Origin of the sequence: Methylobacterium aerolatum (genome assembly GCF_022179085.1) — a bacterium.
Lineage (GTDB): Bacteria > Pseudomonadota > Alphaproteobacteria > Rhizobiales > Beijerinckiaceae > Methylobacterium > Methylobacterium aerolatum.
The window spans coordinates 1-12,210 of the sequence record NZ_BPQE01000009.1 but is presented as its reverse complement, the minus strand read 5'-3'; the positions used below and the strand labels follow the sequence as shown (position 1 = coordinate 12,210).

The 12,210-nt window shown below is 71.4% G+C and carries 10 protein-coding genes; 2 read left to right on the top strand and 8 right to left on the bottom strand.

Features of this window, described 5'->3' with window-relative positions; all coding sequences use genetic code 11:
* Positions 1 to 51: 51 nt before the first annotated feature.
* From MFF06_RS06145 to MFF06_RS06135, 3 genes are all read right to left on the bottom strand, one after another.
* Positions 52 to 2,046, bottom strand: coding sequence for an SDR family NAD(P)-dependent oxidoreductase (locus tag MFF06_RS06145; RefSeq protein ID WP_238202139.1), 1,995 nt, complete (start codon positions 2,044 to 2,046; stop codon positions 52 to 54).
* Positions 2,047 to 2,347: 301 nt separating this feature from the next.
* Positions 2,348 to 3,343 (bottom strand): l-ornithine N(alpha)-acyltransferase, encoded by a 996-nt coding sequence (olsB, locus tag MFF06_RS06140; protein ID WP_238202138.1) that lies wholly within the window; start codon positions 3,341 to 3,343, stop codon positions 2,348 to 2,350.
* A gap of 141 nt (positions 3,344 to 3,484) precedes the next feature.
* Positions 3,485 to 3,970, bottom strand: a complete 486-nt coding sequence (locus MFF06_RS06135) for an Hsp20 family protein (RefSeq protein WP_238202137.1) — start codon at positions 3,968 to 3,970, stop codon at positions 3,485 to 3,487.
* A gap of 256 nt (positions 3,971 to 4,226) precedes the next feature.
* On the opposite strand from MFF06_RS06135, the gene MFF06_RS06130 reads away from it, so the two are divergent.
* Positions 4,227 to 5,219: an alpha/beta fold hydrolase gene (locus tag MFF06_RS06130; RefSeq protein ID WP_238202136.1), complete on the top strand. Its 993-nt coding sequence runs from the start codon at positions 4,227 to 4,229 to the stop codon at positions 5,217 to 5,219.
* Between the two features lie 3 nt (positions 5,220 to 5,222).
* On the opposite strand, the gene MFF06_RS06125 is transcribed toward MFF06_RS06130, so the two are convergent.
* From MFF06_RS06125 to MFF06_RS06110, 4 genes are all read right to left on the bottom strand, one after another.
* A complete protein-coding gene (locus tag MFF06_RS06125; protein ID WP_238202135.1) occupies positions 5,223 to 5,747 on the bottom strand; it encodes a SixA phosphatase family protein in 525 nt (174 codons plus the stop codon).
* 46 nt (positions 5,748 to 5,793) lie between these two features.
* Positions 5,794 to 6,645 (bottom strand): AAA family ATPase, encoded by an 852-nt coding sequence (locus MFF06_RS06120; RefSeq protein WP_238202134.1) that lies wholly within the window; start codon positions 6,643 to 6,645, stop codon positions 5,794 to 5,796.
* 283 nt (positions 6,646 to 6,928) lie between these two features.
* Positions 6,929 to 7,573 (bottom strand): hypothetical protein, encoded by a 645-nt coding sequence (locus MFF06_RS06115; protein ID WP_238202133.1) that lies wholly within the window; start codon positions 7,571 to 7,573, stop codon positions 6,929 to 6,931.
* The gene (locus tag MFF06_RS06110) at positions 7,570 to 8,838 is read right to left on the bottom strand and encodes an ATPase (protein ID WP_238202132.1); all 1,269 of its coding nucleotides are present in this window, start codon (positions 8,836 to 8,838) and stop codon (positions 7,570 to 7,572) included. Before MFF06_RS06110 ends, MFF06_RS06115 begins: the two co-directional genes overlap by 4 nt.
* A gap of 539 nt (positions 8,839 to 9,377) precedes the next feature.
* Between MFF06_RS06110 and MFF06_RS06105 the strand changes: the two genes are divergently transcribed.
* Complete coding sequence (locus tag MFF06_RS06105; protein ID WP_238202320.1) at positions 9,378 to 11,225, top strand: cation:proton antiporter domain-containing protein; 1,848 nt, start codon at positions 9,378 to 9,380, stop codon at positions 11,223 to 11,225.
* Between the two features lie 82 nt (positions 11,226 to 11,307).
* On the opposite strand, the gene MFF06_RS06100 is transcribed toward MFF06_RS06105, so the two are convergent.
* Complete coding sequence (locus MFF06_RS06100) at positions 11,308 to 11,718, bottom strand: hypothetical protein (protein WP_238202131.1); 411 nt, start codon at positions 11,716 to 11,718, stop codon at positions 11,308 to 11,310.
* Positions 11,719 to 12,210 lie beyond the last annotated feature (492 nt).

Genomic DNA, 12,210 nt, shown 5'->3' with positions numbered 1-12,210 from the left:
CCTGGATTGCTTCGCTTCGCTCGCAAAGACGGTTGCGGAAGCTCGGACCCCTCACCCCAATGCCGCTGGCTCGGCGGCGGCGGCGGGAATCGCCTGCGACGGTGGTGCCGCCGCGTCCGCCTTCGCCGCCCCGCGCTCGCGGAAATGCGGCACCGCCTCCTCGAACACCGTGTCAGCCGCCGCCCGGTCGCCGACCTCCACCGCCGCCCGCAGGCGCGCGAGCCATCCGTCGAGGCGCGGGCGGTCGGCGAAGATCGGCTGGGCGGCCATCACGCCGTCGATCCCCGGCAGCCCGACCCGGGGCTCCTCGCGGGCGAAGAGGATCTCGTTGAGGCGCTCGCCGGGGCGGGCGCCGGTATAGGCGATCTCGATCTCGGCGCCGGGCTCGAAGCCCGCCAGCCGGATCATCCGCTCGGCCAGCTCCGCGATCCGCACCGGCTGGCCCATCTTCAGCACGTAGACGGCAGCCTGCTCGCCGCCATCGGCCCGCGCCTCGCCGTCGGCATGGGAGGCGGCGGTGAGCACGAGGTCGCAGGCTTCCCGCACGGTCATGAAGTAGCGGACCATGTCCGGGTGGGTCACCGTCACCGGGCCGCCCCGGGCGATCTGCGCCTTGAACACCGGCACCACCGAGCCCGCCGAGCCCAAGACGTTGCCGAACCGCACGGCGATGAGCCGGGTCGGGTGGCCCGGCAACCGGGCTTGGTCGGCGTCGAGCGACTGGGCGATCATCTCCGCGAAGCGCTTGGTGACGCCGAGCTGCGAGACCGGCTCGATCGCCTTGTCGGTGGAGATCATCACCAGGGCGCGGGCACCCGCCGCCACCGCCGCCTCGGCGACGTTGAGGGAGCCGAACACGTTGGTCTTGATGCCCTCCTGCCAGTCCCGTTCGAGGAAGGGCACCTGCTTCAGGGCGGCGGCGTGCATCACGTAGTCCGGCCGGAAGGCCGCGATCACCGCCGAGGTCCGCTCCCGCTCGCGGATGTCGGCGATGACGCCCGTCACCTCGGCCTGGGCCGCCAGGATCGCCGGATGGCTGAGGATGCCGTGGAGCGCGGGCTCCGAGGAATCCAGCACCAGCACGGCGCTCGCGCCGAAGGCCACCGCCCGCAGGCAGATCTCCGACCCGATCGAGCCGCCGCCTCCCGTCACCACCACCCGGCGGCCGGTGAGGAAGCGCTCCAGGCGCGGCCGGTCGATGGCCACCGTCGGCCGCAGCAGCAGGTCCTCGATCTCCAGGGGGGCCAGCTCCGGCCCCTGCGTCCCCTCCCCGAGCCCGACCACGCGGGCAAGGGGCAGGCCGAGGCGCCGGGCACGGGCGAGGAGGTCGTCGGGCGTCGCCTCCGGCGCCAGCGCGCTCGGCGCCGCCACCAGGCGCCGGATCGGCTCGCCCCGGGAGCCCAGATCCATCACCACCCGCTCCAGATCCTCGAACCCGCCGAGGACAGGCACGCCGCGCATGTACTGCCCGGCCTCGTTCCCCTTCGGCGACAGGATGCCCCGGGGCGAGAGCTTCCGCACCGCGCCGGTCTCGATCGCCCGCAGCAGCACGTCGATGTCGGAGCCCCGGCCGAGCAGCAGGGTCGGCACCGTGGCGGCCCTGGCGTTGGTTTGGCGCGAGCGCGCGTATTTCAGGTAGCGGAAGGCCAGCCGCGTCCCGCCGAGCAGGAAGATCTGCAACACCCAATAGAGCAGGATCGCGATCTTGCCGAAGAAGTAGAAGCCGTAGAGGTCGGCCGAAACCAGCACCCAATCGACCACGAGGAGGGCGAGGGCCAGCACGCTCGCGGCGCGCACGATCCCGGCGAGGTCCGGCAGGGAGGCGAAGCGCCACTTGGTCCGGTAAAGCCGGAACCGGGCGTAGACCACCCCGGCCACCACGAGGAACGGCGGCAGCAGCAGGGGCAGGGCGTGCAGGCGCTCGGCGAGCGCCGCCCCATGGAAGCGGAACAGGAAGGTCAGCACCACGGCCGCGACGGTCGCCGCAAGGTCGTGGGCCACCATCACCGCGGTCTTGGCATGGGTCTTGGCGAGGCGCTGCTGCATCGGATCGGCGGGGGTATCCGCCGGGGCGGGGGCAGTGTCAACGGAGGGGTGTCGTGGGCCTCTCTCCCCGCCTGCGGGGAGAGGGCTGAGCCCCCCTTGTCGGGGGCGAAGCGAGGCGGCAGCCGATGGTGAGGGGGGCGCACCGAAAGAGTCTTATCCGGCCAGCCCCCTCACCATCGCTCCGGCTCCGCCTCTCGCTCCCCGTTTGCACGGCGAGGTGCAAACGGGCCTCTCCCCGCAAGTCGGGGAGAGGGGGGGCCTTCCAAGCCGCTCCAGGGCGTCTCGGAGGATGCCTCACCCCCTACCCCGGCGCGAAATGCCCCCGGTAGCGCGCGCCGATCCGCTCCACCGGCAGGGCGACGAAGACGTCCGTGGTGCCGAACTGGCGGTCCACCACGGCGCCGTCGCCGAAGGTGGCGCCGAGGCGGAGGTAGCCCTTGATCAGGGGCGGCAGGGCCAGGAGCGCCGCCTTCGGGTCCACGGCCTCCTTGGCGAGGCGGTCCATCCGCACCGCCCGCTCCGGCAGGGCGCGGGCGCGCCACGGCTCGGGGGCGCGGGCGTGGTGGTGGAGGAAGGACAGGGGCAGGGCCAGCCGGTCCGGATCGGTCCCCTCCAGGGAGGCGCAGCCGATCAGCGCGTCGATCCGGTGGTGGAGGACGTAGGCGTAGATGCCCTGCCACAGCAGTTCCACCGTCCGCTTGCCGCGATAAGGCTTGAGCACGCAGGAGCGCCCGAGTTCGAGGAGGCGCCGCTGCCCCTGCGCGGCGAGGACGGGGGAGAGGTCGTACTCGCCCTCGGAGTAGAAGCCGTGGTGCCGCTCGGCCACCTCGCCCCGCAGGAGCCGGTAGGTCCCGACCACCTTCGGCCGCGGCGCCCGGAAGGGCGTCTTGGCGGGCCTCACGGCGTCGTGGTCGAGGACGAGGAGGTGGTCGCAGAGGGAGTCGTAGGCGTCGCAATCGCGGCGGGACAGGGCGGCGAGCCCCGTCGGCACCGCCGCCATCTCCTCGTAGAACACCTTGAACCGCAGCCGCTGCGCCCGCCGGATCTCCGACCGGCGGGTGGCGAGACGGACCTCCAGGGGGCCGATGCGGCCGAGGGTGCGGCCAGCGAGGCCGTCGCGCGCCACCTCCGGCAAGCGGATCGGGTCGGCCTCGGCCAGCACGCCGGCGATGGCGGCAGGCGTGGGCGAACGGCGGGTCAGCTTCGCCAGCGGAGCGGCGACGCCCCACTGCACGCCCTTCTGGAGGCCGGCGCCCAGGGCCGCGTAGGCCTCGCGGTGAAACGGATTGCCGGCCATCGCCCCCTCGCATCGCGCGCCCGCGCCGGGCCTCCGCGTGGCCCGACATCAGCACGACGTCGCCACGGCTTTATGACACCGGCGGCCGATAAGCGAACGCCCCGGCCGGGGGGCCGGGGCGTCGCCGGGAGCGGGGCGCGGTTAGGCGGCCTTCTGCACGCCGTCCGCCACCTGGCCCTCGATCACCGGGGCGGAGGTGCGGCCCTTCGTGGCGATCTCGATGCGGCGGGGCTTCTTGGCCTCGGGCACCTCGCGCACGAGGTCGACGTGAAGCAGCCCGTTCTCCAGGATGGCGCCCGTCACCTGAACGTGGTCGGCCAGCTGAAACCGGCGCTCGAAGGCGCGGGCGGCGATGCCCTGGTGCAGGAATTCCGCGCGCTTCTCGGCCTCGGCCTTGCGCTCGCCGCGCAGGGTCAGGGCGTTCTCCCGGACCTCGATGGCGAGGTCTTCCTCGGTGAAGCCCGCCACCGCGACGGTGATGCGGTAGGCGTTCTCGGCCGTCCGCTCGATGTTGTAGGGCGGGTAGCTCGGTGCGGTCTCGGCGCTCGCGAACTGGTCGAGGGCGGAGAACAGGCGGTCGAAGCCGACGGTGGAACGGTACAGGGGGGTCAAATCGAACTGACGCATGACATATCCTCGGTAAAGAGCAACATGCAGGTGCGGTCCGCCGCAAAGGGCCGGACCCGTCTCGTGTGCCGCCTGACGGCCGGCACGAAACGGATATCGGGGTGGACGATCGGGGTCGCAAGACCCTTCCCGGATGCGGGTGAACGGATTTTTTGGCAGGTTCCGGCGGGCTTCGCCGCGTGAGGATGCCCGTGGGGCCGGTGGCAGGGAGACGGGCGTGAGGCGCGGCGACGGATCGTCCGGGGGACAGGCCCCGATGTTCACCCTGCGGGACACGCCGGACAATCCGGCGCCCCCCGGCGGCACCCTGGCGGCCGTGGGCACCCGGGACGATTGCACCCTGCGCGCCGCCCGCTGGATGCCGACGACCCGGACCTGCCGCGGCACCGTCACCCTGCTCCAGGGACGGGCCGAATTCATCGAGAAGTACTACGAGACGATCACGGACCTCCGCGCCCGGGGCTACGCGGTGGTGGCCTTCGACTGGCGCGGCCAGGGCGAGTCCGACCGGCGCGTCGACGACCCGCGCAAGGGGCACGTCGCCCGGTTCGACGATTACCGCCGCGACCTCCTCGCCGTCGTGGAGACGGTGGTGCGCCCGCACATGCCGGAGCCGCATCTGTGCCTCGCCCACTCCATGGGCGGCTGCGTCGCCCTCACCGGGGCCATCGACGGCTGGCTGCCGTTCCAGCGGCTCGTGACCGTGGCGCCGATGCTCTCGATCCGCATGATCCGCTTCCCGGCGGCGGCCTCACTCCTCGCCCGGACCCTGCATCGCCTCGGCTTCGGCGCCCGGTCCATTCCCTTCGGCAAGCCGGTCTCCATCGCGACCAACCCCTATCCCGGCAACCGCCTGTGCCGCGATCCGAAGCGCTACGCCCGCAACGCGGCGGCGGCCCGGCAGGTGGGGGCCGGGGCGGTGGGCGACCCGACCATCGCGTGGCTGGCGGAGGCGTTCCGGGCCATGGCGCGCCTGCGCGACCCCCGCCTCCCGCCGCTGATCGCCCTGCCGACCCTCGTCGTCGCGGCCGGGGCCGATCCGGTCTGCGGCACGCCGGTCACCGAGCGCTTCGTCGCGCGGATGCGGGCCGGGCACCTGATCGTCCTGGCCGACGCCCGCCATGAGATCCTCACGGAGCGCGACGCGATCCGTCAGGATTTCTGGGCCGCCTTCGAGGCCTTCATGCCGGGCTCGCCCCTCCCCTCCCACGACGAGGTGGCGCGGCACGCGGCGCCGGTGCCGGTGTAGCGGTCAGCCCGCCAGGCCGGGGTCGATGTCGCGGGGGCGGACGAAGTGCTCCAGCCGCCCCTTGCCCGGGCCGATCCCGGCCCAGGACTCGGCCTCGAACGCGATCGCCGCGAAGGCCGCCGTGGGGTATTCCATGGCGAGCAGGGCGCGCAGGCCCTTGGGGCCCGCGCCCACCAGCGAGGCGGCGAGGTCGCCCATCCCCGGATTGTGACCGACCACGAGGAGCGTCCCGGCCTCCGGCGGCGCGGCCCGCACGGCGGTGAGGATGTCCCGGGCGGCGGCCTCGTAGATGGCCTCCACCGTCTGGTCCGGCACGGCTCCGAGGGCCTCCTTCACGAGCGCCCAGGTCTCCCGGGTCCGCGTCGCGGGCGAGACGAGGGCGAGGTCGGGCACCAGCCCCTCCTCCGCAAGCCGCGCCCCGACGGCCGGCGCCGCCCGGCGACCGCGCTTGTTGAGCGGCCGTTCGAGATCGCGGACGCCCGGCGGGCGGTCGGACTTGGCGTGGCGCAGGAGGATGAGGCGGCGCATGATGGTCCCTTGGCTGGCGCGAAGCGGTAGCGGCGGCGTTTCGCGCCTACCCCTTCCGCCCCTCGCGCCGGGTCATGAAGGCGAGCTTCTCGAAGAGGCTCACGTCCTGCTCGTTTTTCAGCAGCGCCCCGTGCAGCGGCGGGATGAGCTTGCGGCCGTCCTGCTCGCGCAGGGTCTCGGGGGAGATGTCCTCGGAGACGAGGAGCTTCAGCCAGTCGAGGAGTTCCGAGGTCGAGGGCTTCTTCTTGAGGCCCGGCACCTCGCGGGTCTCCAGAAACACCCGGAGCGCCTCCTCCACGAGGCGGCCCTTGATGCCGGGATAGTGCACCTCGACGATGGCGCGCAGCGTGTCGGCGTCGGGGAAGCGGATGTAGTGGAAGAAGCAGCGGCGCAGGAACGCGTCCGGCAATTCCTTCTCGTTGTTCGAGGTGATGATCACCACCGGCCGCCGCACGGCCTTCACCGTCTCCCCTGTCTCGTAGACGTGGAACTCCATCCGGTCGAGTTCGGTGAGCAGGTCGTTGGGGAACTCGATGTCGGCCTTGTCGACCTCGTCGATCAGCAGGACCGGCCGCTCGGGGGCGGTGAAGGCCTCCCACAGCTTGCCCCGGCGGATGTAGTTCCCGATCTCCGAGACCTTCGGGTCGCCGAGCTGGGAGTCGCGCAGGCGCGAGACCGCATCGTACTCGTAGAGGCCCTGCTGCGCCTTGGTGGTGGACTTCACGTTCCACACGATCAGCGGCGCGTTCAGCCCCTTGGCGATCTCCTCCGCCAGCACGGTCTTGCCGGTGCCGGGCTCGCCCTTCACCAGGAGCGGGCGCTCCAGGGTCACGGCGGCGTTCACTGCCGCCGTCAGGTCGGGGGTGGCGACGTAGGTGTCGGTGCCGGAAAAGCGCATCGCGGTCTCGGAAGGCGGGCCTGGGGTCACGGTTAGCGCGGGGCGCGGCCGGGCCGCAAGCACGACGCCGTTCCCGATCCCTCGCCCTCATCCTGAGGCGGCGCCAAGCAGCGGCGGCTTCGGAGAAGACCTCCAGAGCGCGCGGCGTTCCCTGGAGCCCTCCTTCGACGCGGCTTCGCCGCACCTCGGGATGAGGGGGGTCGAGGGGACGGAGGGGCTTCCCGGCCGGACACGCAGGACGAGGCCGTCGATTTGAGTCCCGTTCTATGTCCGGGAGCGTCCCTCAGCCCTTCTCGTGCCACACGCAGTTACGGGCCAGGATCTCGAGGTTCACGTCGGATTTCTGCGGCTGCGGCAGGGTCTTGCCGTCCATGGCGAGGTCGATCTTGATCTCGACCTGCCCCTTGGTCTCGTTCGAGCGCCGGGAGAAGTAGCAGTACTGCTGGTAGGGCTGCTCGGCGTTGTCCTTGAAATTCCAGCCGGTGACGATCTGCCCGTCGAGGTAGGGCACCTGCTTGAACACCGTGAAGGTGGTGTTGACCTGCGCCTTGGAGGCGGGGGCCGCCTGCTCGCCGAGCTGCGCCTTGGACGGCGTCGGGACGCCGTTGCCGAGCTTGGGCAGGCCCTCGAGCTTGAGGGTGTTGTCGGTGAGGGTCACCTCGCCCTTGGTCTTGAGCGTCACGTCCGACAGGGCGGCCTGCATCGCCGAGGCGATCTTCTCGGCGGCGGTGTCGAACTGGTTCATCGTCGCCCAGCCATAGGCCGCCGCGCCGATCCCCGCCCCGGTGAGGCAGAGGAAGGCGCCGAGCCCGGTGGCGCGGAGGAGGAAGGCCCGGGCGGAGACGTACTTCGCGTCCGCCCTCAGGCGGGTGTTCACCTGCTGCGCGAGGGCGATGTTCTCAGGGGTCCCGGAGGCGACGTAGTTCATGCGCCGGCTCCAGCGGCAGGAAGGTTCGGGTTCGGCAGGGACGGCTGGGCCGTCGCCGGGCGGCTCATCGGGATGACGGCGGCGGGAGGCGGCGGCGCTTGGGGCGCGGCCTGCGGCGTGATCTGCGGTGTCGGCCGCGCCACGGCGGGGTCGGCGCGCAGGGCCTCGGTGATCGCGTCGAGCATGAAGGGCGCCGCCTCCGGGTTCACGGCGGCGCCGAGGTCGTCCTCATCCATGAAGGTCCGTCGGGTCGAGACTGCGCAGAGCGCCAGGATCGTCGAGGCGAAGGCGGCGCACAGGGCCGGGAGGAACACGAAGATCCGCAGGAACGCGTGGACCTGCTGCTCCGAGACGTCGATCGGATCGACGCCGTAGACCATGGCCGTGAAGGAGTGCAGCTGCGAGCGGTTCACGGCGTTGCGATAGGCCTGCTCGGCGTCGGCGACCCGGCGGTCGGCGGCGCCCCGGTCGAGGGCGGCGCGGGCCTTGCGGGCTTCCTCGAGGTCCTTCACCAGCGCCGTGCGGTCGGCATTGGCCTTGGTGACGCCCGCAGAGAGGGCCGCCACGCGGGGGTCGGCGACGCATTTCAGGTTCTGGTAGCGCACGCCCTTCGAGTTGGTGCCGAACACCTTCTCGCAGCGCTGCGCCGGAAGGCCGGCGAGCTGCTGGGCGTTGTCGCCGGCCCGCTTCTCGATCTGGTCGAGTTCGGCCGTGTACGAGGCCACGCGGTCGTCGGCCGCCTTGATGCGGTCCTCGATGGTGGCGCGGTCGGCCTGGGCGTCCTTCAGGGTGGTCTTGGTGCGGGCCGCATCCATCAGGCGGGGATGGAACATCATCTCGCCGAGCTGGGAGACCGACTTGGTGGTGACGCCCGCCGCGAAGATGATGCCGAGGATCGCGAGCCCCCGGATGAAATAGGAGCGCTGCGTGCGGGCCAGGATGCCGAGCGGCACCCGGCACAGCTCCACCGCGGCGTAGACCAGCGGCGCCAGGAGCATGAAGTAGAAGGCGTGCCAGTCCCCGTCGCTGTAGACGCCCGCGAACAGCCACGCCCCGGCGAGCGAGGCGCCGATGACCATGAACTCGACGAGGTAGGCGATGGCGACGTAGCCCCACTTGATGCGGTAGCCCTTCTCCACGTGCCGCTGATGACGCCACCGGTCGGACTCGATCTTCCATTCCCGCTTCTCGCGGGCGATCTCGCGGCTCGGCGGTGCCTTCGAAGCACGCCCTGACGTCGAGAAAAGCGACTTCAACGAATTCATCGGTCTCGCCACACGCAGGGCACGGTGTCACCGAGCGCAGTACACCTCTTAATAATTTTCGTAGGCAGGCATTGTGCCGATTTTGCGCCATGCTTTGTTTCTTGGGGGAAACCTTCGCCCGTCGGGCGGAAATGCCTCACGGAGCGGACGCGGAGGGCTTGCCGATCCACCCGCCCGTCTGTGCGCGCGAAGCGAGGCGATCCAGGGATGCGCCGGCGCCTCCGAACGTCCCGCTGCCCAGGCTTGCTTCGCCGACGCGCGCCGAGACGGGCGGCGCTGTCGCGGCTCCGAAGGGGGCCGCTCTCGCATCGGCAGGAGTCGATGCGGCAAGGCCCCGTCATCTCGCCGACGGGCCGGCGCGATTCGGGGCAATCCCTTAATCTTCGGTTGAGCTTGACGGCTTTCGTCCAGTTCAGGGTGGTCTTCGCGTGCCATTCGGCACGATGGCGTCCGGTTTACGGTTGCCGGGGCGGAACACAGCGCCCATGATCGCGCGCCGCTCCGGCTCCGACGACAACACGAGGTTCGATCCGCCGCCGATGCCAGAGGTCCATGCCGGCTCCTACAAGGAAGCAATCCTGTTCCTCGTCACGGCGGGAATCGTCGTCCCGCTGTTCCATCGGTTGCGCATTTCGCCGGTGCTCGGCTTCATCGGCGCGGGGGCCCTGCTCGGGCCCTTCGGCCTCGGGCGCTTCGCGGAGCAGTGGCCCTCGTTCCACCTCTTCACCATCGGCAACCGCACGGAGATCTCGCACCTCGCCGAATTCGGCGTGATCTTCCTGATGTTCATGATCGGCATCGAGCTGTCCTGGGAACGTCTGCGGACGCTCCGCCGCCTCGTCTTCGGACTGGGCGCCCTGCAGGTCGGCTGCTCCACCCTGATTCTCGGCACGATCCTCTACGGGCTCGACGTGCCGTTGACCGGCGCGGTGATCGTCGGCGTCGGTCTCGCCCTGTCCTCCACGGCGGTGGTGCTGCCCGTGCTGGCCGAGCAGCGGCGGCTCAACACGCCGACGGGCCGGGCGAGCTTCGCGATGCTCCTGTTCCAGGACCTCGCCGTGGCGCCGGTCCTGTTCGCCATCGCCGTGCTCGGGCGCGACACGGGGGGCGACAAGGGTCTCGCCCTGCTCTTCGCCATCGGGCAGGCGGCGGTGGCCCTGGTGCTGATCGTGGTGGCCGGGCGCCTCGCCCTGCGCCCGCTGTTCCAGCTCGTCGCCCGCACCCGCTCCAACGAGCTGTTCATGGCGGCCTGCCTCCTCGTGATCGTGGGGACCGCCCTCACCGCCGCCGCGAGCGGCCTCTCGATGACGCTGGGCGCCTTCGTCGCCGGCCTGCTGCTGGCCGAGACCGAGTACCGCCGGGCCATCGAGGCGACGATCGACCCGTTCAAGGGCCTCCTTCTCGGGGTGTTCTTCGTCTCCGTGGGCATGAACCTCGATCCGGCGCAGCTCATGGCCTCGCCCGGCGCGATCCTCGGCCTGTCGCTGGCCCTCGTGCTGATCAAGGCCGCCGTGGTCGTCATGGCCGCGCCGGTCTTCGGCCTGTCGCGGGGCGTGGCGCTGGAGGCCGCGTTGCTCCTCGGGCCCGGGGGCGAGTTCGCCTTCGTGCTGATCGGCGGCGCCATGGCCACCGGCCTCGTGCCGGAAGAGGTCGGCGGCGCCGCGCTGATCGTCACCACCGTGACCATGATCCTCATCCCCGGACTGGCCAGCCTCGGCCGCGGGATGGGCCGCCACGCCGCCGCGGCGGCCAAGGGCCAGATCGTGGCGGAGCCCCTGCCCGAGAAGGTGGAGAACCGGGTCATCGTCGCGGGCTTCGGGCGGGTCGGGCGGCAGGTCGGCGAGATGCTGGCCCGCCACAAGATCCCCTACATCGCCCTCGATTCCGACGCCGCGCGGGTGGCCGAGCAGCGCCGGACCGGCGCGCCCGTCTATTTCGGCGATTCCGGCAACGTCGAGATCCTGCGCTACAGCGGCATCGAGAGCGCCCGCGCCCTCGTCGTGACCCTCGATACCCCGCGCTCCGTGGAGGCGGCGGTGACCGCCGCGCGCAGCGTGCGCCCCGATCTGACCATCGTCGCCCGCGCCCGCGACGCGCGGCACGCCGCCTCGCTCTACGAGATCGGGGTCGACGACGCGGTGCCGGAGACGATCGAGGCCTCCCTGCAGCTGTCCGAGGCGGTCCTCGTGGATGTCGGCGTTCCGATGGGCCTCGTCATCGCCTCGATCCACGAGCGCCGGGACGAGTACCGCACGCTGCTCAAGAAGCGCGAATCCGAGGCGAAGCCCGTGTTCCGCGCCCGCCGCACGGTCGGGAAGGCCCTGCCGCGGGCTGCAGAGCCCGAGAAGCGCGAGGCGCCCGCGCGCGCCGAGAAGGCGGCGAGCTGACCGGCGCCCTTGTCGGCGTCCTTGCCGCCGCCCTTGCCGCCGCCCCTGTGGGCGCTCCCCTGCCGCCGGCGTCGGCGGCGCGTCAGACCGGCGGAGGAGCCGTCTCGGCCGGGGGAGCGGACCGCCGGGGCGAGCGGGGACGGGCCACCGGCTCGAACCCCTCGGCGAAGCTGCAACGGTAGGTGATCTCGTCTGGCGCGCCGAGGCCGGTCACGAGGGGGACCGTCACCGTGTCCCCCTGGAAGCGCCAGCCGCGGGCGCCCTTGTCCCAGTAGAGCCAGACGGTGCCGGGAAAGCCCCGGAGGCTGAACACCGCGGCCTTGCGCGACAGGGCCTGGACCGCGCGCGGCGCATACATCCCCCGGTCCCGGTATGCCGCCCGAGTCGCCTCCGGCTGCCGATCCATGAAGGTGTTGCGCACCACCTGAATCGTCGCGCCCGGCTTCGCGAGAAACCGTTTGAACTCGGGTAAGCTACGCAGGATGACCGCCACGGCAGGTCTCCTTGGACTCCGGCCCCGCCCGCAGGATTGCTGGCGTCGTTGCCGTTCCGAAGAAGGTGGGGTGATTCCCGTGACGGTTTAAGTGACTGCGCGAGTCTCCTGGGGGTAGATATCAACAGGATTCCGGGTTTATGCCCAGATTCCGAATCTAGAACGAGAGTCGAGCGCGCTGCGCCCGGAGATTAACTCTTCCTCCGAGCGACGCAACACTTAAGGCCAAGCCGGGAAGACTCTGCGGCGTCGCGGGGTGATTCGCGCAGGATTCGACGGCGCCGGAATGGTGCGGCGCGGCGTGACGGGACCCTCCACGGCCGCCGGGTCGGCGCCGAATGATCGGCGGGTGACTTGACCCCTGCCCCGCCCTCGCGCGTTGTCGGCCCATGCTGCTTCAGTTCTTCACCGCCCTGCGCGAGGCGAAGGTTCCCGTCACCCTCAAGGAGTACCTCGCGCTCCATCGCCCCGAGGAGCACGAGGTACTCCTTG